Origin of the sequence: Sedimentimonas flavescens, assembly GCF_019264375.1 — a bacterium.
Taxonomy (GTDB): Bacteria; Pseudomonadota; Alphaproteobacteria; order Rhodobacterales; family Rhodobacteraceae; genus Rhodobacter; species Rhodobacter flavescens.
Genome location: NZ_JAHVAI010000025.1, coordinates 1 through 23,299, shown reverse-complemented (window position 1 = coordinate 23,299; position 23,299 = coordinate 1). Strand labels below are relative to the sequence as shown.

Annotated in this window: 21 protein-coding genes and 1 pseudogene; 16 read left to right on the top strand and 6 right to left on the bottom strand. The window is 62.8% G+C overall.

Translation table 11 applies throughout. The features are described 5' to 3' along the window. Window positions 1-76 precede the first annotated feature (76 nt). A pseudogene (locus tag KTQ37_RS16825) lies at window positions 77-202 on the top strand (IS6 family transposase); the annotation flags it as partial. 90 nt (window positions 203-292) lie between these two features. Here the strand turns inward: KTQ37_RS16825 and KTQ37_RS15815 are convergent. Further along, a complete protein-coding gene (locus tag KTQ37_RS15815; RefSeq protein WP_218631478.1) occupies window positions 293-736 on the bottom strand; it encodes a Fur family transcriptional regulator in 444 nt (147 codons plus the stop codon). A gap of 122 nt (window positions 737-858) precedes the next feature. Between KTQ37_RS15815 and KTQ37_RS15810 the strand changes: the two genes are divergently transcribed. The 4 genes from KTQ37_RS15810 to KTQ37_RS15795 are packed head-to-tail and all read left to right on the top strand — an operon-like array spanning window position 859 to window position 4,290. After that, the gene (locus KTQ37_RS15810; protein ID WP_218631477.1) at window positions 859-1,755 is read left to right on the top strand and encodes a metal ABC transporter substrate-binding protein; all 897 of its coding nucleotides are present in this window, start codon (window positions 859-861) and stop codon (window positions 1,753-1,755) included. Continuing rightward, window positions 1,752-2,609 carry a manganese/iron ABC transporter ATP-binding protein gene (locus tag KTQ37_RS15805; RefSeq protein WP_218631476.1) on the top strand — a complete coding sequence of 286 codons (858 nt, stop codon included), beginning with the start codon at window positions 1,752-1,754 and terminating at the stop codon, window positions 2,607-2,609. The genes KTQ37_RS15810 and KTQ37_RS15805 overlap by 4 nt, the downstream gene beginning before the upstream one ends. After that, window positions 2,606-3,463 (top strand): metal ABC transporter permease, encoded by an 858-nt coding sequence (locus tag KTQ37_RS15800; RefSeq protein ID WP_218631475.1) that lies wholly within the window; start codon window positions 2,606-2,608, stop codon window positions 3,461-3,463. Before KTQ37_RS15805 ends, KTQ37_RS15800 begins: the two co-directional genes overlap by 4 nt. Continuing rightward, window positions 3,460-4,290, top strand: a complete 831-nt coding sequence (locus KTQ37_RS15795) for a metal ABC transporter permease (protein ID WP_218631474.1) — start codon at window positions 3,460-3,462, stop codon at window positions 4,288-4,290. The genes KTQ37_RS15800 and KTQ37_RS15795 overlap by 4 nt, the downstream gene beginning before the upstream one ends. A gap of 240 nt (window positions 4,291-4,530) precedes the next feature. Here the strand turns inward: KTQ37_RS15795 and KTQ37_RS15790 are convergent, their stop codons facing one another. Then, window positions 4,531-5,574, bottom strand: coding sequence for a cytochrome c3 family protein (locus tag KTQ37_RS15790; RefSeq protein WP_236021287.1), 1,044 nt, complete (start codon window positions 5,572-5,574; stop codon window positions 4,531-4,533). 270 nt (window positions 5,575-5,844) lie between these two features. Between KTQ37_RS15790 and KTQ37_RS15785 the strand changes: the two genes are divergently transcribed. The 10 genes from KTQ37_RS15785 (at window position 5,845) to KTQ37_RS15740 (ending at window position 14,824) form a co-directional block, all read left to right on the top strand. After that, the gene (locus KTQ37_RS15785; RefSeq protein WP_218631472.1) at window positions 5,845-7,122 is read left to right on the top strand and encodes a Na(+)-translocating NADH-quinone reductase subunit A; all 1,278 of its coding nucleotides are present in this window, start codon (window positions 5,845-5,847) and stop codon (window positions 7,120-7,122) included. Beyond that, window positions 7,119-7,895 carry an RnfABCDGE type electron transport complex subunit D gene (locus KTQ37_RS15780; protein WP_218631471.1) on the top strand — a complete coding sequence of 259 codons (777 nt, stop codon included), beginning with the start codon at window positions 7,119-7,121 and terminating at the stop codon, window positions 7,893-7,895. The genes KTQ37_RS15785 and KTQ37_RS15780 overlap by 4 nt, the downstream gene beginning before the upstream one ends. Further along, window positions 7,888-8,685, top strand: coding sequence for an FMN-binding protein (locus KTQ37_RS15775; protein ID WP_218631470.1), 798 nt, complete (start codon window positions 7,888-7,890; stop codon window positions 8,683-8,685). The genes KTQ37_RS15780 and KTQ37_RS15775 overlap by 8 nt, the downstream gene beginning before the upstream one ends. Before the next feature lie 3 nt (window positions 8,686-8,688). Further along, complete coding sequence (locus tag KTQ37_RS15770; protein WP_218631469.1) at window positions 8,689-9,354, top strand: NADH:ubiquinone reductase (Na(+)-transporting) subunit D; 666 nt, start codon at window positions 8,689-8,691, stop codon at window positions 9,352-9,354. Then, the gene (gene nqrE, locus KTQ37_RS15765; RefSeq protein WP_218631468.1) at window positions 9,351-9,962 is read left to right on the top strand and encodes an NADH:ubiquinone reductase (Na(+)-transporting) subunit E; all 612 of its coding nucleotides are present in this window, start codon (window positions 9,351-9,353) and stop codon (window positions 9,960-9,962) included. Before KTQ37_RS15770 ends, nqrE begins: the two co-directional genes overlap by 4 nt. Beyond that, window positions 9,959-11,179 carry an NADH:ubiquinone reductase (Na(+)-transporting) subunit F gene (gene nqrF, locus KTQ37_RS15760; protein WP_218631467.1) on the top strand — a complete coding sequence of 407 codons (1,221 nt, stop codon included), beginning with the start codon at window positions 9,959-9,961 and terminating at the stop codon, window positions 11,177-11,179. Before nqrE ends, nqrF begins: the two co-directional genes overlap by 4 nt. Window positions 11,180-11,182: 3 nt before the next feature. Continuing rightward, complete coding sequence (locus KTQ37_RS15755; RefSeq protein WP_218631466.1) at window positions 11,183-12,172, top strand: FAD:protein FMN transferase; 990 nt, start codon at window positions 11,183-11,185, stop codon at window positions 12,170-12,172. 4 nt (window positions 12,173-12,176) lie between these two features. Then, on the top strand, window positions 12,177-12,353 hold the full coding sequence (gene nqrM, locus KTQ37_RS15750) for a (Na+)-NQR maturation NqrM (RefSeq protein WP_236021286.1): 177 nt from the start codon (window positions 12,177-12,179) through the stop codon (window positions 12,351-12,353). Beyond that, entirely contained in the window at window positions 12,350-12,745 is a 396-nt protein-coding gene (locus KTQ37_RS15745) for a CBS domain-containing protein (protein WP_236021285.1), read from the top strand. Before nqrM ends, KTQ37_RS15745 begins: the two co-directional genes overlap by 4 nt. 315 nt (window positions 12,746-13,060) lie before the next feature. Beyond that, window positions 13,061-14,824 carry an SLC13 family permease gene (locus tag KTQ37_RS15740; protein WP_218631465.1) on the top strand — a complete coding sequence of 588 codons (1,764 nt, stop codon included), beginning with the start codon at window positions 13,061-13,063 and terminating at the stop codon, window positions 14,822-14,824. 45 nt (window positions 14,825-14,869) lie between these two features. On the opposite strand, the gene KTQ37_RS15735 is transcribed toward KTQ37_RS15740, so the two are convergent. After that, window positions 14,870-17,557 carry a cation-translocating P-type ATPase gene (locus KTQ37_RS15735; RefSeq protein ID WP_218631464.1) on the bottom strand — a complete coding sequence of 896 codons (2,688 nt, stop codon included), beginning with the start codon at window positions 17,555-17,557 and terminating at the stop codon, window positions 14,870-14,872. A 1,147-nt stretch (window positions 17,558-18,704) separates the two neighbouring features. Between KTQ37_RS15735 and KTQ37_RS15730 the strand changes: the two genes are divergently transcribed. Next, on the top strand, window positions 18,705-19,508 hold the full coding sequence (locus KTQ37_RS15730) for a hypothetical protein (RefSeq protein ID WP_218631463.1): 804 nt from the start codon (window positions 18,705-18,707) through the stop codon (window positions 19,506-19,508). A 292-nt stretch (window positions 19,509-19,800) separates the two neighbouring features. Here KTQ37_RS15730 and KTQ37_RS15725 read toward each other — a convergent pair whose 3' ends face one another. The 3 genes from KTQ37_RS15725 to KTQ37_RS15715 form a co-directional block, all read right to left on the bottom strand. Further along, the gene (locus tag KTQ37_RS15725) at window positions 19,801-20,799 is read right to left on the bottom strand and encodes a HupE/UreJ family protein (RefSeq protein ID WP_218631462.1); all 999 of its coding nucleotides are present in this window, start codon (window positions 20,797-20,799) and stop codon (window positions 19,801-19,803) included. Further along, entirely contained in the window at window positions 20,796-21,641 is an 846-nt protein-coding gene (locus KTQ37_RS15720) for a peptidyl-prolyl cis-trans isomerase (RefSeq protein ID WP_218631461.1), read from the bottom strand. Before KTQ37_RS15720 ends, KTQ37_RS15725 begins: the two co-directional genes overlap by 4 nt. Before the next feature lie 212 nt (window positions 21,642-21,853). Next, on the bottom strand, window positions 21,854-23,188 hold the full coding sequence (locus KTQ37_RS15715) for a metal-dependent hydrolase family protein (protein WP_218631460.1): 1,335 nt from the start codon (window positions 23,186-23,188) through the stop codon (window positions 21,854-21,856). Window positions 23,189-23,299: the final 111 nt, after the last annotated feature.

Sequence of the window (23,299 nt, the reverse complement as noted above, 5' to 3'; positions counted from 1 at the left end):
ATGCTGTCGCCCGTCGAGTTCGAACGGCAGCGGAAACTGAGACCCGAAGGCGTCTAGAAAACGCGGGGCTATTCAGTTCGCCGCCGTCCACGCCTCAGTCTTCAACCATTTCAACTCGGAACGAAGCTTCTACTCCAGGGATAATTTCAAGCTGAACCGCGACGCCGCTCTCGCCGAGTGGCGCCAGCTTGGCGCGGCATAAGGGGCAGGCTAACTGTCCATTCGGATACTGGTTCGAATTGGTCTGACACCACCTGCACAGAAGATTGGCCTTAATTCCCAACGCGGCGCGTCACTCTGCGGTAAGTGCCGCGCCTTTCCTGCGCACATAGAGTTCAAGCCGATGGTGCACGATCTCGTAACCCATCGCTTCTGCGATCTCGGCCTGAAGGCGTTCAATTCTGTCGTTGGAAAATTCCACCACTTCGCCGGTGTCCACGTCGATCATATGATCGTGGTGGGTTGTCTCGCTGTGCTCGAACCGCGCTGGCGCACCTGCGAACTGGTGGCGCAGTATGACGCCCTGCGATTCCAGTTCGGTCAGTGTCCTGTAGACAGTCGAAAGGGAAATGCCGGGCACGACCTCTTCTGCGCGGCGCTGTAGCTCGACCGCTTCGGGATGGTCTTCAGCCTGCGCCAGAACGGACAGCAGCGCGGCCCTCTGGCGCGTAATGCGTACCCCCGCTTTCCGCAGAGCGTTGGTGAGTTTCTCGGTTCGGCGGGCGATCTCGTTCATGGTTTTTTTTCGCGCATTTTGTGGGAGGCATGCAAGTGCCAGATGCAAATGATTTGCATTCCTCTTGACAGTTGCAAATCATTCCTAAATGCATTTGGGGCGAACCGGAGTAGGAGACGGCAATGATCGGCAAAGGTGCGGTACTTGGATTGATTGCGAGCCTGTCACTGACGGCACTTGCCGGACCTGCGAGCGCGCAGGACAAACTCAAGGTGGTCACGACCTTCACGGTCATTGCGGATATGGCGCAGAATGTGGCTGGCGATGCGGCCGAGGTCGTCTCGATCACCAGGCCTGGCGCCGAGATTCACGACTATTCACCCACTCCGCGCGACCTGCTCAAGGCGCAGGACGCAGACCTGATCTTGTGGAACGGGCTGAACCTTGAACGCTGGTTCGAGCAGTTCTTCTCTAACCTGCGCGACGTTCCCGCCGCGACAGTCTCCGATGGTGTGGTGCCGATAGCGATCTCTGGTGGGGATTATGCGGACAAGCCCAATCCGCATGCCTGGATGGCCCTCGATTCCGCCGAGGTCTATATCGACAATATCCGTGATGCACTCAGCGAGACGGACCCGGCCAATGCCGAGACCTATGCCGCGAACGCCGAATCTTACAAGTTGCAGATCGCGGAGGTCATCGGACCGCTGCGCGAGGCGGCGCGGGCGCTGCCGCCCAACCGTCGTTGGCTTGTGACATCCGAAGGGGCGTTCTCCTACCTGGCCCGCGATTTCGGCCTGCAGGAAGCGTACCTCTGGCCGATCAATGCCGATGCGCAGGGGACGCCGCAGCAGGTGAGGGCGGTGATCGACACGGTGCGCGCGCACGAGATCCCCGTGGTGTTCTCGGAAAGCACGGTTTCGGACAAACCGGCGCGGCAAGTGGCGCGAGAGACTGGGGCGGAATATGGCGGCGTGCTCTACGTCGACAGCATTTCTGAACCCGATGGTCCGGTGCCGACCTATCTGGACCTTCTGCGGGTCACATCCGAAACGATCGTAAGAGGATTGAAGGAATGACGGGCGACGGCATCCGCGCCGATGGCGTGACGGTTATCTACCGCAATGGCCATATCGCGCTGCGCGACGCCAGCTTCGCCATTCCGCGCGGAACGATCGCGGCGTTGGTTGGTGTGAATGGCGCCGGCAAGTCGACGCTCTTCAAGGCCCTCATGGGGTTTGTCCCGGTGTCGGCGGGCACGATCGAAATCCTTGGCGAGCCGGTTCGCGCGATGATGAAGCGTCAGGCGGTCGCCTATGTCCCGCAGGCCGAGGAGGTCGACTGGACCTTCCCCGTGCTGGTCGAGGACGTGGTGATGATGGGGCGGTACGGTCATATGGGCTTTCTGCGCCGCCCGCGCGCTGTCGATCACGAGGCGGTCGCCTCGGCACTCGCACGGGTTAACATCAGCGAGTTGCGCCGCCGTCAGATCGGTGAGCTGTCGGGAGGGCAGAAAAAGCGCGTCTTCCTCGCGCGGGCGCTTGCCCAGGATGCGCAGGTCATCCTGCTGGACGAGCCGTTCACTGGTGTAGATGTGAAGACCGAAGAGCAGATCATCGCCCTGCTGCGTGACCTGCGCGAAGAGGGGCGGGTCATGCTGGTCGCCACGCACAACCTCGGATCCGTCCCCGAGTTCTGCGACCACGTTGTCTTGGTGCGCGGAACGGTGCTGGCGCACGGGCGCACGGTGGATGTCTTCACCCCTGAGAACCTGAAGGAAGCCTTCGGGGGCGTGCTGCGGCACTTCCTGCTGGAGGGGCAGCGGCTGCACGCGGATGAGGACCCGCGTAAGCTCGACATCTTCACTGACGATGAGCGACCGTTGGTGATCTACGACGATCGCGCCCGAACCGTGAAGGAGCGCAGTTCATGACTTGGCTGGAGCCATTCCAGTACGCTTACATGACTAACGCGATCTGGGTCTCGGCGCTGGTTGGGGCGGTCTGCGCCTTTCTGTCGGCGTATCTGATGCTAAAGGGCTGGTCATTGATCGGTGATGCGCTGTCGCATTCCGTGGTGCCCGGCGTGGCCGGGGCCTACATGCTGGGACTGCCCTTTGCGCTCGGCGCCTTCCTGTCCGGGGGGCTTGCAGCGTTGTCGATGCTCTTCCTGCGCCAAAGGTCCGGCCTGAAAGAGGATGTGGTGATCGGTCTGATCTTCAGCGCGTTTTTCGGCCTCGGGCTCTTCATGGTGTCACTGAACCCGATGGCGGTGTCGATCCAGACGATCATCATGGGGAATATCCTTGCGATCACGCCCGGCGACACGTTGCAGCTAGCGATCATCGGCGGCGTGTCATTGGTCGTGCTGCTTGCAAAATGGCGCGATCTTCTGGCGGTGTTCTTCGACGAGGCCCATGCCCGCTCGATCGGCCTGAACGTCACTGCGCTGAGGTTGGTGTTCTTCACATTGCTCTCGGCATCCACGGTTGCGGCGATGCAGACCGTTGGCGCGTTCTTGGTGATCGCGCTGGTCGTTACCCCCGGAGCCACCGCCTACCTGCTGACTGACCGCTTCCCGCGGTTGTTGATGCTGTCGGTGGCGATCGGATCAATCACCTCGGCTCTCGGGGCCTATGTCAGCTATTTTCTCGACGGGGCAACGGGCGGCGTGATCGTCTGCTTGCAGACCGCGCTCTTTGCAGCCGTGCTGGTCTTTGCGCCCAAACACGGGTTGCTGGCTGCGCGGGCGCGGGCGAAAGCCGCCGTGAGGGGCATAGCGCAATGAGTGACCTGCTCCTGCCATTCCAGTTTCCCTTCATGCAAAACGCGCTGCTGATCGTGGTGCTGATCGCACCCGCGGCGGCGATGCTGAGTGCCTTCCTCGTCCTGAAGGGCTGGTCGCTGATGGGCGATGCCACGAGCCACGCAGTTCTACCCGGTGTCGTGCTGGCCTATATCGCGGGGATACCCTTGATAATTGGCGCGTTTCTTGCGGGGCTTCTTTGTGCGCTTTTCACGGGCTTCATCACGGATCATTCGCGGATCAAGCAAGATACCGTCATGGGGATCGTCTTTTCGGGAATGTTCGGCGCGGGTATCGTTCTCTACACGCAGATTGAGGCTTCGATCCACCTTGACCACATACTGTTCGGCAACATGCTCGGAGTGGACGCGGGTGAGCTTTGGACCGCCGGGCTGATCTCTGGCGGGGTTGCCCTGATCCTGGGGATCAAGTGGCGTGATTTTCTGGCCCATAGCTTTGATCCGGTTCAGGCCCGGATGATCGGACTGCCCGTCGGCTTGATGCATTACGGCTTGCTGGCGATCCTTTCCGCGACGATCGTGTCGATGCTCTCGTCGGTGGGCATCATCTTGTCAGTTGCCTACCTGATCGCTCCTGGCGCCGTCGCCTTCCTGCTGACCCGGCGTTTTTCCACCATGCTGCTGGTCTCTGTGGCGGTGGCCGTATTCGCGGGCGTCTCCGGGACATATGCGTCCTTCTGGCTTGACGCGGCGCCGGCGCCGACGATCGTGCTGATCCTGACCGGGCTGTTTCTGATCGCGTTCGCGCTGCGAAACCTGCGCTCGCGCCACGACAGGGCATTCAATTGATCGGAACGGTTGGAGCCGGTTAGCTGCCGCAGCGGCCCCAGAATAGCGGCGATCTAGAGGCGGCCAGACAGGACTGCGCCTAAACTGTCGCTTCAGGGGCTTGGTTAAGCCGGACAGCAGCATCGTGCGCCCGGCGTCGACCGCGCGCCTTAGTCCCAGAGCGGCGTAGGGGACAGCTTTACAGCATTCAGACCGGGGCGGCCCCAAGCGGGTGCTGAGACCATGCGAACTGAGTGCGCCTCACCTCGCGAGGTTCCACGAGGCGAAATCATGGCCGAGCGCTTTGGCGAGGTCTTCGGTGGAATCGTAGAGCAGCTCAAGCGCGTAATGCGGATTGTGCGCGAAGGCGCCTGCGTCAGAGGTGACGAACTTCCAGTTGTAGGCCGCCTGGAGCAGGCGCGGGGTCCATGCATTGTAGGCAATGCTCTTGCCATCCATCTCGTCCGCGCGCCCATCGCCATTTGCGTCCGCAAAGAAATAGGGGTGCTTGTGGCCGTCATAGGCCATGGGCGTTCCGGCCACAGCGGCGGCATAGTCGATGATCAGGGTGTGCAGGCGGGCGGCATTCGCCTGGATGTCCGCCTTGATACCCTTGGTCAGATCGCCGCTACCGTCGAAGCTTTGGCGCGAAAGCCGGATGTTCTCCGGCGTCCCGTCCTCATGGCACGTCAGGCAAGTCTGTTCCGCGACCTTGAGGTTATGCGGTTCGTGGCAGGAGACGCAGGTCGCGACGGGGCGGGCGTGAAAGAAGCGACCCGAGTAGCTGCGGTCGGGGTAGTGATAGCCGCCACCCGCATAACCGCCGAGCCATGTCGCGGCGGCGACGGCATAATGCGGGTTGATGAAGCTCAGTTCTGCGCTGGGCTGATCCGCCTCGCGCGAGGCGACTGCGTCGCTGATCCGCGCGCCCGACGCGCGCCCCTGATGGCAGGTCATGCAGGAGGTTTCCGCAGTCGATGCGACAGGGTGCATGATCCCGCTCGGGAAGCGGATCTCGCGGACCTGTGCCAGGCCAGGATTGTGGCAAGTCGCGCAATCGACGACACTTCCCGTCGCAACCGGATCCGCAGGCACGCCCGGCGACGCGCCATCCAGACCGTGGAAGGCGCGAAAGCCGGTTCCCGAATGGCAGACCGAACATGCGGGTGGGATTTTCCCGGTGTCGTTCCAATGGGCGAAAGCTTCCGCCGATGCGTCCGAATGACCGGACCGGGCCCAGTTTCCAATCGCCACCTGATTTTCGATCTTGATCTGATCGGGTTGGAACGGCCCGGATTTGGGCATCACGAAGAGCTCGAGTTCCTCCGCGATCGCGTCGATCTCTGACGAAGAGATGGTGTTTGCATCTTGCGCCCAGGAAGGGGCAGGCAGGGCCGAGACGAACGCAGAAAAAAGGAATATCTTAAAAAAATCTTTAAGTTCCAGAGCCATGCCAGGTTACCTTCTGTCGATGTGGGGGCCTGCAATCGCGTTTCCATGCTATCCCGGCTGGACGATTCCTGCAATGATCGGACCCGAGCGGACTTGGCGCGCGACGTTGAAGACGGAGTGGAGATGTTCGGATCTCACTTTTCTGCAGGGCTGATCTTGCCGCAGCCCGGTCTGTCCGAGGCACAGGCCGATCCGTCCGTTTGTCTCACCGACGAGGCTGCGCTGGTGCCGGAGCATGGCGAAGATCTGCGTGTCACTCTGCTCGTGGAGGAGAATGCGCTTGTCGCTCAGGGGCAGCCGCTTATGCGGTTGCGGCAAGCGCCCGGCGCCGCGATCGTAGCCCCGATGGCTGGACGAGTTGCCCGGATTGACCTGGCGCCAGGACGGCGGCTCACGCAGCTCGTTCTGTTTCACGATCCGGATGGAGACAGGTATCGGTTCGACACGGCCGATGCGCTTGGGGGGGAGGCGGACGCCCTGCGTGTGCTCTTGCACGAGAGCGGCCTGTGGCGGGCCTTTCGCAGCCGACCCTTCGGTCGCGCTCCGGGCCCCAACGAAAGCCCGGCCGCAATATTCGTCATGGCCGCAGACAGCAGACCGGGCGCGGTGAGGCCAGATCTGGCCGTCGCGGGCCGCGAAGAGGATCTGGAGCGAGGGCTTGAAGCACTTGGACGCCTTGCCGACGCACCGATCTATTTCTGCGAAGCGCATACATTTCGCCATCAAGGCGCGATCCCTGCCAATGTCACGCGACTGCAAGCGGGTACGCGCCACCCCCAAGGGCTGGCGGGCTTTCAGCTTCATCGCCATTTCCCTGCGCGGATTGGGGCGCCGGTGTGGGACGTCGCGGCCGAAGACGTGGCCGATCTGGGGCACTTGCTGGCAAGTGGCTATCTCCACTCCACGCGGTTGGTTGCCTTGACGGGAGACGCGTTGCGCGGGGCCAAGCTTGTGCGATGCCAGCCGGGGGCGGATCTGCGCGGCCTGGCGCAGCCCTATCTTCAAGCCGGGCCCCATGATGTGCTGAGCGGTTCTGTTCTTGACGGGCGTCCGGCGCATTGGCTCGGTCCGCGGGATCGTCTGGTGACGGTGCTGAAGCGCGGGGCGACGCCCCAGAGGCGGCACTGGTTCGGCGCGGCGCTGGCGCGCGCAGCCCATAACGCGCCAATCATTCCAACAGCAGCGCTCGAATCGTCAATGGGCGGTGCCGCTCTGCCTGCCGCCGCGCTGGTGCGCGCGCTGGCCGCAGGCGATGCCGAGGCCTTCATGCAACTTGGCGGCCTGTCGCTCGTCGAAGAGGATCTGGCGCTGGCCGATTATGTGACCGGTGCGCGGCCTCGGCTCGCCAACCAGCTTCGTTCGCTGCTCGACCGTATCGCGCAAGAGGAGGGCACAGCATGAGGCGGGGTCTTTGGGACCGCGAGATGGTGGCGCTCATGCTCTTGATGGCAATGATGCCGATGACGCTGGCCTGGCTCTGGTTTGGCGGCGCGGGGGCGTTCTGGCGACTGGTCTTTACGCTGTTCGTCTCGGGGGGGTGGCATATCATCTTCATGCTTGCCCGTGCGCAGCAGCCCTCCTTCGCGGGGGCGTTGACGGGCATCGCGGTCGCAATGCTTGCGCCGTATGATCTGAGCCTGTTTCAGCTTGTCCTCGGGATCAGTTTTGGTTCGGTCATGGCCGAGCTGGTTTTCGGAGGGTGGGGGCGCAACGTCTTGAACCCCGCAACCGTGACCCTGGCGTTTCTGGGGTTTGGTTTTCCCGCCGCGCACTGGCCCGATTTCGTGCTGCCCGTCTCCTGGGCCGCACTGCCGGCGTTGGCGATGGGGGTGATCTTCGGGGTCATCTCCCCGCGCCTGATCCTGGGCGCGCTGTCGGTCATGGCGCTGGCGTTTATTGCGGGTGCGCCGGTGGCTGCCGCCTTGCCCGCGGCCGCGATTGTGCTGGCGCTACTGGTGTCTGATCCGGTCGCGAGCGCCTCTACCCGGGTCGGCGGGTGGCTGAACGGTGCGCTTTATGCGGGGCTGATCGTTCTGTTCGCCACTGGCTGGCATGGGGCGGCGCCGATGCAGATCGCTGTCGCTGCGGCACTTCTGGCCTCGCTTGCTGCCCCGCTTCTCGATGAGACCGCAATCGCGCTATGGGCCGCGCGCAGGAGAAAACGACATGGTTGATCTGAACCCGATCACAGCGTGGCGCCGACTTCTGGCCCTGCCCAACGAGAGCCGGGCCAAGACGCTGGCAATGGCCTTTCTGGTTGCGCTTGTCTGCACGCTCATGGTCACCGGTGCCACAGTGATCCTACGCCCGATCCAGGCAGCAAACCGGGCGGCCGAGCAGGCGGCGCGGCTTGAGGCGCTGATTTCGGGCGTCCCGGGCATGTCCGATCTGCTCTTGCAGGACGGCGGAGCGCTCTCGACCGTGGTAGTCGATCTGAATCGCGGCGCGGCTGCGGATGTGACGCCGGCGACGCTTGCTGCGGCGCTCGAAGATCCGGCGCACTGGACCGAACTGAGTGCGGCGCAGGATCTTGCCGGGCTCGGGCGGCGTCCGAATTACGCGCAGGTCTATTTCCTGCGCGACGCCTCGGGTGATCTGTCTCTCGTACTGCTGCCGGTCAGCGGGGCGGGCTACAACGCTCCGATCAACGCTATCGTCGCATTGCGGGCCGATATGAACACGATCGCCGGTCTCGCGATCACAGGACAATCCGAGACCCCCGGCCTTGGCGGCCGCATCGAAGAACCCGCTTGGCTTGGCCAGTTCCCCGGCAAGCAGGTCTCGGATGCCAGCGGCGTGGTGCGCTTTGCAGTCGCGAAAGGGAGTGCGGGCAGCGCCCATGAGGTCGACGGGATCACCGGCGCCACGCGCACCTCGAATGCGATTACGCACATCATGCGTTTCTGGCTTGGGCCAGACGGTTATGGCCGCCTGATTGACGCCATTCAGCGCGGAGAGTTCTGAGCCATGTCTGCACCCGCGAGCCTGCGCAGCATCTTATTCTCACCGCTTCTGCGCCAGAACCCGGTGACCCTTCAGATCCTCGGTATCTGCTCGGCGCTGGCCGTGACGACCTCGATGGAGACCGCTCTGACAATGTCGGGGGCGTTGACGGTCGTTCTGGTGATGTCGGCGGGGCTGATCAGCGTGATACGGCGGCATATCCCCGACTCGATCCGCCTCATCGTTCAAATCGTCATCGTGGCCTCGCTGGTGATCGTGATTGATCAGATCTTGCAGGCCTATCTGTTCGAGATCAGCCAGAGGCTTTCGGTCTTCGTCAGCCTCATTACCACCAATTGCCTCGTGCTCGGGCGGACGGAATCCTTTTCGCGCCACAACCCGCCGCTGCGATCCATGGTCGATGCCTTGGGCAACGGATTGGGCTATTCGCTCGCGCTGACAGTGATCGGGTCCATCCGAGAACTGTTCGGGGCGGGCTCGCTGCTCGGATGGCAGGTGTTGCCGACTGTCGATCAGGGCGGTTGGTTTACGCCGCTGAACCTGATGCTTCTGGCCCCGTCCGCCTTCTTTCTTCTTGGTGGGCTGGTCTGGGCGATCCGAAGCGTATTTCCTGATCAGGCCGAGGCGCTGGAGTATCTGTCGCCAGATGACCCGGAGGCGTCCCAATGAGCGAGTTGTGGGCCCTTTTTCTGCGCGCGGCCTTTGTCGAGAACATGCCGCTGACCCTCTTCCTTGGGCTGTGCACCTTCATCGCGCTTTCGCGTAAGACTGGCTCGGCCTTGGGGTTGGGCATCGCCATGGTCGCGGTGATGGGGGTGACGGTGCCGCTCAATCACCTGATCTACACGGCGGTTCTTGCGCCTGGCGCCTGGGCCTGGGCGGGCCTGCCGCAGACCGATCTGTCCTATTTAAGGCTGATCGCGTTCATCGGGGTGATCGCGGCGACCGTTCAGATGCTGGAAATGGTGCTCGACCGGTTCTTTCCTGCGATCTACGCCTCTTTCGGCGTATTCCTTCCGCTGCTGACCGTGCAATGCGCGATCCTCGGCGGGAGCCTGTTCATGGTCGAGCGCAATTATGATCTCGCTGAATCCGCCGTTTTTGGGGTCGGCGCAGGCTTTGGCTTCGCCGTCGCGGTCGTCATGCTGAGCGCGATCCGCGCTCGGCTGAGCTATGCCGATCTGCCGCAGGGCCTGCGCGGGTTGGGCATCACCTTCATTCTGGCGGGTATGATGTCGCTTGGCTTCGCGGCTTTCGCCCAGATGGTGGCGTCATGACCGAGATCGTTCTGGGAACGTTTATCGTCGTCGTGCTGGTCGTGATGCTGGCTTTCGCTTTGCAGGCCACCCGGCGTCGGTTGATCCCCGCCGAGGCGATGACGGTCACGGTGAACGGAACCGAGCGGATCGTGGCGGCGCGCGGCGATCGCCTATTGGGGGTCTTGCACGGCGCGGGGATCGGCATTCCGGCGGCGTGCGGAGGATCGGGCACCTGCGGGCTTTGTCGAGTAGTTGTCGAGGGCGAGGGTGCCGGCTCCCCACAAACCACCGAGAAGGGCATCCTCTCGGCGGCGGAGCGCAAGGCGCATGTGCGGCTGGCCTGTCAGACAGCGCTGCGCGGCCCGTGTTCGGTGAGCGTGCCGGACGAGTTTCTCGGGGCGAGTGGTTTCATGTGCACGGTGGTCTCGAACCGGCAGTTGGCGCCGCTGATCCGCGAACTGGTCCTGAAGCTGCCCGCAGGGCAGCCCTTTGCGTTCAGAGCCGGTGGGTTTCTGCAACTCACTGCGCCGCCCTACGATCTGGACTTCAGCGAGATCAGCCTGGAGGCTGACTTTCGCGAGATCTGGCGGCGCGCGGATTGGCCCCAGATGCGCTCGGTTTCGAACGAGAAGGTGGCGCGCGCCTATTCCATCGCCAACCGGCCCGAGGATGCCGGTCATGCGGTTTTCAACATCCGGCTTGCCGTTCCGCCCGCAGGGCAAGAGCAAGACATACCGCCAGGGATCGTTTCCTCCTGGCTGTTCTCACGAAAGCCCGGCGATCTGGTAGAGGCTTCTGGCCCCTTCGGCGATTTCCATGTCGAACCCTCTGATCGCGAGATGATCTTCATCGGAGGTGGCGTCGGGATGGCTCCGCTGCGGGCGATGATCCATGAGCAGATCGCCTTGGGTCACAACCGGCCCATGCGGTATTTCTACGGTGCGCGCTCTGCTGCGGATCTGTTTTACGTGGACGAGTTCGAGACCATAGCCGCGAGCCATCCGAGTTTCGAATGGACGCCGGCGCTCTCGGATCCCGCACCCGGCGATCGCTGGACGGGGGCGACCGGCTTTATCCACGATACCGTCCGGGCGGCCCTGTCGCGCCATGCTGCGCCCGAAGAGTGCGAATACTACCTTTGTGGCCCGCCGGTGATGATTTCGGCAGTTCTGAATACGCTCGCCAAACTGGGCGTCGAGCCGCAGTCGATCCACAACGACGATTTTGGAGGTTAAGCCATGCTGATCCGCCCGACCCGACGCCAGTTGATCGCACTCGCCGGGGCCGCGCTTTGCACCGGCACTGCCCGGGCTCAGGGCCCGGCGCTTCTGAACGGAGCGAGACCCGTCGAAACGCTGGAGGGCCGTGCCTTTGCCAGTCACTGGCGCGTCACCCTGCCGAGCGGCTCCTTTGGGGATGGTCTTCGCGCAGGGCTTGAGCAACTGCTTGTCCAGGTTGATCGCCAGATGTCGCCCTGGCGCTCGGATAGCGAGATTTCGCGCTTCAATACCGGTCACGGCGAAGCTGCCGTTTCGCCCGGGGTGGCGCGTGTGGCCCGGGCTGCTCTCGATATCGCGCGAAGCAGTGCGGGCGCTTTCGATCCGACGGTCGGGCCGCTCGTGGCGCGGTGGGGTTTCGGTCGGATCTCGGGCTCGGGCACCGGGAAATGGGAAGGGCTGAGCGCCGAGGAGGATGTTCTGGTCAAGCGCGATCCGGGACTTACCATGGATCTGTGCGGTATTGCCAAGGGCTACGCGCTGGACCTGATGGCGGCGCATCTTCTGGAGGCGGGCCATCCGGATTTCCTGATCGACCTCGGCGGTGAATTGAAAAGCGCGGGCGCCCACCCGGAAGGGCGCGACTGGCGGGTTGCCATCGAGGACCCACGCCCGACCGTAGAGGGCGCCTTCGCGGGGCTGCGCCTGCCGTCCGGGCTTTCGGTGGCGACTTCGGGCTTGCGGGCGCAAAGCTACGGTTTGGCGGGCCATCGCTACGGCCATATCATCGACCCACGGACCGCGCGGCCAGTCGAAGGCGCCACTGCCTCGGTTTCGGTGCTCGATCCTTCGGCCATGGCTGCGGACGGATGGGCAACCGCGCTGGTTGCGGCGAGCGTGAACGGACCGGAGATCGCTCGCCGGAACGGTATCGCAGCGCTTTTCCTGATCGAGACGGGCGAGGCGCTCCGGGCCGAAACGATCGGCGGCTTCGACCGCCACATGATGTGAGGGAATGACCGTGGCACTACTGTTGGCGCTTGGCATCGTTCTTCTGGCCGTCGGGGGGCTTGCGCTCGGGATGGTCTTCGGGCGCGGGCCGATCAAGGGATCGTGCGGTGGGATGGCATGTCTCAAGGATGTCGCCTGCGAAGGCTGCCCGCATCGCCGCGCAGAGGAGGATCGGACATGAGCCTGCACGAAACCCTGCACATGCTTGTGGTTCGGGACATGCCCGTCCTGCATCCCGATATGCCGATCCGGCGCGCGGTCGCGATACTGGTGCAAGAGAATGCCGCAGCGGTCGCGGTGATCGACGACAGCGGCGCGTTGAAGGGCCTCTTGAGCCAGAAGGACTGCTTTCGTCCAACACTGAACGCGAGCTACTATCAGGAGTGGAAGGGCACGGTGGCGGATTTCATGACCACCAACCTCATGACCCTCCCGGTCTCAACCGATATCACCGACGCAGCCGAGGCGTTCCTCACCCATTCGTTCCACCTGTTTCCTGTGCTCGACGGGGAGCAGTTCGTCGGCATGCTGAAACGTTCAGACCTGCTGAAACGATTGGTGGAAATGGGCTAGGGGCGGTGCTCGCCCGCGATCAACGTATGCGGGCGGCGGACACCGCCTTTCGCGAAGTGTCCGCATGGGATCGTGAAGGCGTTCAATGCTCGGCTTTGGGTGGAACGCCTGAACCCGCACGGGTTCATGATGCTTGCGGATGTAGCCGAAAAGCTGGAGGCTTGGCATAGATAGGACAACGAGGAACGGCCACACGGGGCGTGCACGGCAACAAGGACCCGATCATGCTGACCAAATCGGGGCGTCACCAGCCCGCCACCCTGAACGACGTCGCGCAACACTGCATCAGAGCGGTGCAGGGCTGAGGATCGGATCATGACCCCAGAGATTGCAATCGTTCTTGGGCTGCTGGCAGTGGCGATGGTCTTGTTCGTTACCGAGTGGCTCTCGGTCGATATTGTCGCGCTGCTGTTGATCGTCGCATTGGTGGGCACCGGGATCTTGACGCCCGCCGAGGCGTTCGGAGGGTTTGGCGACGAGGTCATCATCGTATTGGCCGCAATCATGGTTCTGGCGGGCGCGGTGGTGAAGGCAGGGGTGATGGATGGGTTGGGGAAACTCGCACATCGTGTCGCCGGGCAGAACCAGCGCCTCTCGATCCTGACGATCCTTGGCGTCTGTGCGGGTAGCTCCGCCTTTCTGAGCAATACCAACACCACGGCGATCCTGATGCCGGCGGCCGTCGAGACCGCGCGTCAGGCAAAGGTGAGCCCGAGCCGTGTTCTGATGCCGCTGGCCTATGCTTCGATGCTAGGCGGGGCGTGCACGCTGATCGGGACCTCCGCGAACCTTGCCAGCAGTGGCCTGATCGCCCGCCTCGGGCTGGAGCCGTTCTCGATCTTTGAGTTCGCCGGCGTTGGCGGGGTGATCGCACTTGCCGGTCTGCTTTGGGTCGTGGGACCCGGGAGCTACCTGTTCCCCGAGCATCGCGCGGTCGAGACGCGATCCGCGCAGGACACGCGGCACTTCTTTACCACGCTTTGTCTGCCCGAAGGATCTGCGGCTATCGGCAAGCCCCTGCATGATGTCGATCTTGAGGCGCTCGATGCAGATCTGCTGGCGATCGTGCGAGGCTCCGAGCGCCTCGGACCTCATCCCTCCAGAAAGCTGCGGGAAGGGGACGAACTGATCGTGCGCGCGTCGAAAGACGGGTTCCTGAAGCTCTGGAAATCGAAGGATTTCGCACTTGAGCCCGATATCCACTTCTCGGACCGTCATGGCGAGGCGGTGGCGCCGGTCACGTTCGAGGCTGTGGTGACCCCGCAATCAGGGTTGGTGGGGCGGACGCTGAAACAGATCGGTTTCTTTGATCGGTACCGCAGCATTGTCCTGGCAGTTTATCAGCGCGATAGAACGGTGCCGGTGCGGATCGAGAACCTTCGCCTGCGGGCGGGGGATCTGTTCTTGTTGCAGGCGAGCGAGGACGATCTGGCCGCGCTGCACGGCGACCCTGATCTGCGCGCCCTGAGCGAGGTGGACAAGGTTGCCCTGACCCGACGCGACGGGATCACGACGCTGGTTGCCATGGTCGCGGCGGTCACGCTTGGCGCATTGGGGCTGGTCCCGCTCTCGATTGCCTTCCTTTCGGCGGTGCTGGTTGTCGTGCTTGCCGGCGTCATCAGCATGAGTCAGGCTTATCGGTTCATCGAGTGGCGCCTGCTGGTGCTGATTGCGGGCATGTCGAGCTTTGGAGCGGCCATGGAACGAAGCGGCGCCGCAGATTTTCTCGCGGACTACATCGTGGCGGTCGGCGCCCCTTTGGGTCCGACCGCAGCCATGGCGGGATTCAGTCTCATTACCATCCTGCTCACGCAGCCGATGTCGAATGCGGCGGCCGCGCTCACGGTGATCCCTGTCGCTGTTGCGGCGGCCGAGGGGCTTGACCTCGACCCGAGGATGCTTGCCATTCTCGTCACGTTGTCAGCGTCGCTTTCGTTCATCTCACCGCTCGAACCGGCCTGCCTGCTGGTCTACGATGCGGGGCGCTATCGTTTTCGCGATTACATCCGGGCGGGAGTACCGCTGACGCTGCTCTGCGTCGTCTTGCTGCTGATCCTCGTGCCCTGGATCTGGTCATGACGTCTGGCCCGCGGGCTGGCGGCTCCTCCGTGGCGCCGCCCCGGGTCATTGCCCCCCGCGTCCCGTCCGATGGCGTGCTCCGGGCATCCAGCGGATCCAGATCTGACCGATCACAAGCGGAACCAGGCTCATCGCGACCGCGAGGCCCAAGCCCGCCTTGCCCGGCGGATCAAGCCGGAGGATATCCGCAAGAAGCGGCTGCCAAAGCGCCAGTGCGACAAGGCCAAGGCAAAGGGCGATCGCGCCCCAGACATAGGGGTTGCGTGTCACCGCATTGTTCAGCGCGTTGGTGCTGGGGTCGCGCACATTGAAGACGTTCCAGATCTGAGCCAGCGCGAGGGTAACGAAAGCTACTGTGACCGAGGGTGCCGGCGCGAGCTCGAGAGCAAAGAGCGCAAGGCCAAAGGCAAGCAGCGTCGCCAGCGTGATGGAGCCGCCCAGAACGGCAATCTGCCACCAGTGGGGGCGGGCGATGATCGGCTCCTTCGGGTCGCGCGGTGGCTGCGACATGACCTGTTCGTTGCCTGCGCCAAGTCCGAGCGCGAAGGCCGGAAAGATGTCCGTCACCAGGTTGAGATAAAGGATCTGCAAAGGCAGCAACGGCACCGGCAGCCCGCCGCCCACGGCCAGCCCGACCACAAGCACCTCGCTGACGTTGCACGACATCAGGTAGATGACGAACTGGCGGATGTTCTGGAAGATCACGCGGCCCTGTCGCATGGCTGCGATAACGGTTGAGAACGCGTCGTCGCGCAGGATCATATGCGCCGCTTCCTTGGCCACCTCGGTTCCGCGAAGGCCCATGGCGATGCCGATATCGGCCTTCTTGAGCGCGGGGGCATCGTTCACACCATCGCCGGTCATCGCGACGACGTGGCCTGCCCGCTGATAGACAGAAACCAGTGTCAGCTTGGTTGCCGGATCGAGGCGGGCAAAGACATCGGCGCGCAGGATGCGGGCGCGCATCTCATCGCTCATCGTGTCCAGATCTATCCCGCGCAACGCGCTCCCGTCGATCACCTCAAGCGCACCATCGCCAAGCCCCGCAGCGATCGCGATCGCGCGGGCGGTGTCGGCATGGTCGCCGGTCACCATGACGACCCGCACGCCTGCGGTTCGGCTTGCCCGCACGGCGTCGGACACATCCGCGCGAATAGGGTCGCGCAGGCATACGAGGCCGATCAGCGTCAGATCGCCGTAAGGGTCGACCCCGGCACCCGGCGCGCGCTTCATGGCGAGAGCCAGCAGGCGCAGGCCCTGATGTGCCGCCCCTGTAATGCGCCGCTGCCAGTCCTGCCTTGCAGCATCCTCAAGCGCGACCTCCGCCCCCTCGGCGGTAAAAACGCGCGTGCAAAGCGCCATGACCTCTTCCGCAGCACCCTTGACCGCAACCAAATTGTGCCGACCGTCTTCCAGAACCATCGCCATCATCTTGCGCGCCGGATCGAAGGCATGTTCGGTCAGCTCCGGGTAGCGTCGCCGCAGGTCGGCGCGGTCGATACCCGCATCGCGGGCGGCGGCGATCAGCGCCAGTTCCATCGGGTCGCCAGCGCGCTCGTCACTCGATCCGTCGCCAGCCTCGGCGGTATTGCAAAGCGCGCCGACCCGTAGCGCCCAGGCAAGCCTTTCGTCGGCGATCTTGAACGCCGCGGCGTCGTCCTGCGTGCCGAGCGTCACGTCGAGACCGTCCAGAAGATAGTCTACCACCGTCATGCGGTTTTCGGTCAGCGTTCCGGTCTTGTCGGTCAGGATGACGGTCGTGGCGCCCAGGGTCTCGACCGAGGAAAGCTGCCGGATCAGCGCGTTGCGCGCGCTCATGCGCCAAAGGCCGCGCGCAAGCGAGAGGGTGGCGACCACGGGCAGCCCCTCGGGCACCGCAGCCACCGCCAGCGCGACGCCGATCTGGATCATTGTCGCTATATCGAAACCGCGCAATATGCCCGCGCCAATGGTCAGGAGGGCCAGCGAGACCGTCAGCCAGACCAGCTTGCGCCCGAGCATGTCCAGCCGCCGTTCGAGCGGCGCGACCTCGCCCGAGGCGCTCTGGACCATCTCGCTGATCTGACCGATCTCGGTATCCATGCCCGTCGCGATCACGATCCCTTCGCCGGTGCCCTTCGTGATCGCCGTGCCCTGATAGGCCATGCAGAAGCGATCCCCGAGCACCGCATCTGACCCGACCGCCTCGATGGATTTCGCAACCGCGTGCGATTCACCCGTCAGAACGGATTCGTCCGCCTCAAGGCTCGAGACCGCGGCAAGGCGCAGGTCCGCCGGGACAACATCGCCTGGCTCCAGGACCACGATATCTCCGGGGACAAGATCGTAGGCGTCGATCATGCGTTCTTTGCCCCCGCGACGGACCCGCGCGTGCAGTCGGCTCAACTGGATCAGTTTCTCCATCGACCGCGCGGCGCGCAGTTCGGTGACAAAGCCGATGATGCCGTTGATCAGCAAGACGATGATGATCGCGACGCCCTCGGCCACGTCGCGCCACAGGAACGAGATTGCGGCGGCTCCGGCCAAGAGCCAGACGATCACGCTTGCGAACTGATGACGAAGGATCAGGGCCACGCTCTTGGGCTTCTGGCGGCGCAGGGCGTTCGGCCCATGCGTGCTCAGCCGCGCCGCGGCGTCTTCGGGGGCCAGACCCGTGCCAGCGTCGGTCCCGAGCAGGCGAGCCTGCTCCTCGGGTGATGACGCATAGGGTGGGGAGTGCGAATGGGTGTGCACCGCATATCCTCGATTTTTGTCGCGCAGAGGCTTCACCGACCCGAGCGTAGGCCCCTTGTCGTTCGGAGAAGATTGCCAGTCACTACCACGATGGAGCAAGGCAGTTGCCGCGGCTAATGGTCTTATGGGTATCGTGGGTGTTGTCGGCGCGCCGGCGCCAAATCGGGCGCAATGCGCTGGCTATCGACGGGCCTCGAAAGGACGAGCCTTTTCAATTGCCTCGCGCGTCTCCTGCGATCATTCGCAAGGGGGGCGATACGGCGCCGCCAGATGAGCGTGGATCAAGCCAGATTCGTGCCCTCTCGGGCCAGCGAAACGTATTCTGTTCGTCGTCAGACGATTTGGAACACGGCCGCTTGATCTTGAACGAAACGCCTCCATTCGCGGCACGGAGCCGCCCGCCAGTCACTTGGCGTCTCATTGATGGGAATAGGCACTGGTCGGCTAATCTTTGAGAATATCTGCATAGCAAAATCTGGAATGCTCACGAAAAACGCCTTTAGGCTGTGAGGATCATAGCGTACGCGTTTGATAGCCCTGCTGGGAGACATTGCCGGACTCTCCGGGAACGGCGCAAATGTCAGAGAGATATGAAAATGCTGACTTTATTCGTGTTCTGCTTGGGAATGTCATTGCTGGCGCACGCCATCCCGAGAATGGCATGCGGTCAGCGCGGACTGCCTGAGAAGCTGCGAAAGCATTCGCGCTCTGGGCCGACGCGGGCGCCGCGCCATTTCGGCGGAGTTTGAAAATTGCTTCCAAGGCGTTTCATCACATCCCTTGTTGCGTTGACGGCATCCGCTGCATCTGGCCAAGCTACCCGGTGTCAGGATCGCGTTCGGGGCAGAACCCGCCTCCGCCGTGGGGCCGGGCAAGCTTCCGAGAGAGCTGGTACACTGGTTCAAGCCCCGCAAAATGTTGAAGCTGGCGACATCGGACCATGTCGATCTTCTGGAACTTGCGGGGCCCCGGCACACCGATCAGCAAGGTCTTTTGGGTCAGCCGACAACAGGCGCCTGTGCCAGCCTGATCCTCGTCGATGGCAACCCACTGAAGACTGTCAGTTTGGTCGCCGATCCCGCAGCGAACTTCGATCTCATCCCGTCGGATGGAACGATCATAAAGAGAATCATTGGAGGACTAAGTAATGTTTCGAAAGAGTCTATGTACGTCTCTGCTTGCTCTGGCGACGTCCATCGCCGCAGCGCCGGCTATCGCGCAAGATGGGGCGGGTATCAGCGACGTCCAGCGCGAGCTCGCCGAAGTCAACAATGGCACCAATCCGACGTTGCTGACGACACAGGCAGGTATTCAGTATCAGTACAGCGAGATTAATTCCGATGTGAACACCGGTCTTCTCGAAGCGTTCTACCTGAAGCCGATCGGCGACGGCGACAAGGCGTTCAGGTTTACCGTGCCGTTTTCCCGCAACTCGTTGCTGTCGGACGGTGATCTGAAGTTCGGCGATCTCAGCGTCACGTTCATCGACGTTTTCCACCTGAGTGCCACGAGTGGCGCCGCCTACACCGTCGAGTTGTTCCTTGATACCGCTGAAAGCGACAGCAGTGGCTACGGCCAGTTCGTCATGGAAACCTCTCTCTTCTATGCCTGGTTCCTCAGCGATGGCTCGATCTTCGCTCCGGCATGGGTGCAGACGTTTGGCCTTGAGGGCGGCAATGACAACGGCGACAACGTCAACACGACGACGGTCGATTTCTACTACGTCCCCAAACTGGCAAATCCGAAGTACTATCTGACCTTCGATCCGGCCATCATTCACGACTGGGAAAACGAGAGAACCTTCGGGAGCCTGCAAGTCACGGCGGGTATGCTGACCGGCAAGGCCTTTGGTGGTGACAGCCAGATCTTCGTGAAGCCCGGCATTCTTTTCGGGGGTGACGCACCCGCCGATTGGTCGGTTCAGGTCGGTTACAAGGTGCTCAACTTCTAAGACGGGTCTCTGACCTGCAGGATAGAACTGGCCGTTTCGTCGATCGATGAAACGGCCAGCGCACCAAACCTCGTCTTTCTTGACGACCAGACGTTTCACCGGGCGCCGCTTCGGAGCATGTTGCCGGGTCGAACGTGCAAGACGACGAGATTGATCTCCTGGAAGATCTTCTCGCCCTGTCTCGCCCCCGATCAGCCGCGAAGCGACCCGCCACGGACGGCGTCCTGCGCCATTGATTGAGGTCCGACCCGATCTGAGGACGGACAATGAGGCGCTCGAAGCTGGCGGCCGGTTAAAAACCCGACAGTCGATCGACCACCCAATAGGCCGAGGTCGTCCCGATCGCGTAGCTCGCAATGGCCGTCATGCGTCCCAGATGCGCGAGGATGCCAGGGAATATGCGGCGGATCATGAACCAGGCCGCGAGCAAGGTCGCGATGAAGATCAGCTGTCCAGTCTCGACGCCGAGATTGAACGCCAGCAAGGCGAGCGGGACATCTCCTTGCGGAATGCCGATCTCGCGAAGCGCCCCGGCGAACCCGAGGCCATGGATCAGGCCGAACCCAAAGGCGACAAAGCCGGGAAACCGCTCGGTAAGGGCATCGCGGCGCTGCGACGGCAGGGAAATCTCGTAGGCAAGAAATACGATCGACAAAGCGATCACCACTTCGACCGGCGCGGAGGGAAGGGCGATCCAGCCGAATGTCGATCCGGCAAGGGTGATACTATGGGCAAGCGTGAAGGCCGTCACCGCCCAGAACAGCTTGCGCGTCCCGCCCGTCAGCAGGAGCAGGGCAAACACGAACACGAGGTGATCGATCCCTTCAAGGATATGGACGACGCCAAACTCCAGATAGCTCGTGAATATCCCCAGTCCGCCGGGCACAACATCAACGGTGAAGGCCGGTTCGGTGGCGGTCAGTCGGCGCACCTCCACGGTGCCCGGTTCGATCTCGTAGCGCACCAGCGTATCGGTTGAGGTGCGCTCCAGCGCGTCGATCCGGATCGTTTCGCCCGCAAGCCCGCCTTCGCAGGCAACGACCCAGGTCGTGCTCCAGCCTTTGCCATCAAACTTCGGCGCGGGCCCCTCACGCGGTGCGCAGGCCAGCGGCAAGCTGACGGAGATCGGCATCGGGGTCCCGGCTACGTCTGGCGTCCGCCAGGTCACGCGCCAGCGATCCTCGCCAAGAGCGGCGAGTTCCAGATAGCCTGGGTCCAGTTCATGCGCTGCCGCCCGGAGCGGGCAAAGGATCACGATCAGCAGCAGGAGGGCGTGGCGGATGAAGCTCATTGCAGGGTCACCGTGTCCGCATCCGGCATCTCGATGTCGTAACGAGAGAGGAGCGTTTCAACGAAGGCCTCACGGGCGGCGCGCACCTGCTCTGCGCGCCATTCGGCCACGACCTTGTCGCGCACCGCCTCAAGCTCGGGCAGTTCGCCCGGAGCATATTGGTAAAGATAAACCAGATGAGGGCCAAAGCCGCTAGAAACCGGGCCGGTCCACTGCCCTTGGGGGAGGGTCGCGACCTGCTGGGCGAATCCGGCCCCAAACACCCGGTCCACTGCTGAGAGCGGAATTTCCTCGAAAATCGGTGGAATGAGTTGCGCCGCCCCCAAGGATTCCGGCGCAGCGCCATTCCGCAATTGAGCGAGCGCTTCGTCGATCTCTTCACGCGCGAGCTTGCTGGACAAGAGAACATGCTGAAAGCTGACAATCCCAGGGGCTTCGAAACGCGCCGCGTTCGCATCATAGAAGGCTTGAAGCGAGGCCTCGTCAGGTTCCTGAGCCGCAGCAGGGGCTTCGGCGAGATAAAGGACCTTTTGCTGCAACCGGTTCCGGATGACCTCGTCGCCATGGTCCAACCCAAGCGCACGCGCCTCGCGCACCAGTGCCTCCTCGATCGCCCAGGCTTCCATCGCTGACCGGATATCGTCCGAGGTGGGGGGGCGCTCCAAGGATTCGGCCATTCTGCTAACGAGCAGGCTGGCGGTCTCGGGGCTCAGGACAATCTTTTCTGGCTGAGGCCCCGAAGCTTCGGAGCCCGGGTTCATTACCGCAAACAGCGCGAACACGAGGCCGCCGAGAACAAAAAAATGCACAAGCGGAGATCGGACAATGCGCTTAAGGAGCATGGTTCACCCTGAGTGGTCTTGTTTAATGTCGGCAAAATGGAGTGATCTGGCAAATACCGGATCGGGCGGGGAGGGGCCATATGCCCCGCTTTGGTTTTGTCACCCGCAGCGGCGGAAAATCATGGAAAGAGGCGAACTCGATGCGTCCGCCTCTTTCGTGTTTCCGGATTGGATCTTGCGTGCCCGGCTAGCGCCGGAACACCCGTTTTCGATCACATCTCGTTCTTGTAGATCACGCCGTCCTTCATGATCAGGTCGAAGTTTGCGACCGGATCGCTAACGAGGTCCAAGTTCTCCAGCGGATTGCCGTCGACCAGCAGAAGGTCAGCATAGGCGCCCTCTTCCACGACGCCGAGCGGGCCAAGCGGATAGGGCGTCAGCGGGCCCGACAGCTTCAGCAGTTCCGCGTTGTCGCACGTCGCCATTTTCAGCGCCTCATAGGGCGTGAACCACTTTCCGAGCTTCGCCAGAATGGCGCCTTGCTTCTTGGCGAGTTCCGGGTCGAACAGGATGTCGGTACCAAAGGCGAACTTGACGCCCAGTTCCCTGCCCGTGGTGTAGACAAACTCGGTCCCGTTCGCGACGGAATCGTACTTTTCCTGCTGGAACGCGTTCAGGGCAGGTGCGCTGTCGTCGTTCAGGAAGGGCTGCATGCTGAGCCATGCCCCTTCATCCTTGATGCGCTGAAGCGTTTCGCGCGTGGACGTATGGCCGTGCTCGATGCTCTTCACGCCAGCGTCCAGCGAGTGGTTCACCGCCTCGTCGGTGATCGCGTGGGTCAGCACATAGGTGCCCCAATGTGCGGCTGCCGTAACCGCGGCCTTGAGCTCTTCCTGCGTGTACTGGACCGTATGGAGCGGGTCATAGGACGAGGTGACGCCGCCGCCAGCCATCAGCTTGATCTGGGTCGCACCTTGCATGAGGTTCTCACGCGTGCGCTTGAGTACCTCATCCACACCATCGGCGATGTAGAACATGTCCCCGGTTTCAAGCGTGTCCAGATTGTTGGACGTCTGCGGCACTTCCCGCGTCAGGCGGAAGTCCTGATGCCCGGAGGTCTGCGACAATGCCGGCCCCGACGGGAAAATCCGAGGCCCATCGATAAGCCCTTCGTCGAAGGCGCGGGCCACATCGAACATCGGGCCTGCGGTGTCGCGCAGCGTGGTGAAGCCCCGGTGAAGCGCGTTGCTGCTGGCCCGGGCGGCGAGCAGGTTCCAGTAGCCTTCGGTGGTGGTGAACAGCTTCAGGATCGTCGCTTCGGCGAAAACGCCATGCCAGTGTGCGTCGATCAGGCCGGGCATAAGGACGCGACCGTCCGCCTCGATGACCGTTGCGAAGTCAGGTGCCTCAATGTCGGCGCCGATGCGCGAGATCAGGTTGCCCGCGATGAACACGTCCTGACCCTCGATGAGGTCCGGAGAGCATCCGGTGAAAATCTTGGCGCCACGGATCAGGACGGCGTTAGGCTCGTTCTCTGCGGACTGTGCTTGAGCCTGGGGCGCGCAAATAGTGGCAATTGCTGTGACCGTGCAGATGGCCGTGCTCATAAAACGATTTTGCATCTATTTCTCTACTCGCTGGTTGAATAGCCCCTAGATCTGTAGACGCCTTCTTCCCTAATTTTGAGGCAAGGAGGCCGAGATGGGCAAAGGCAATTT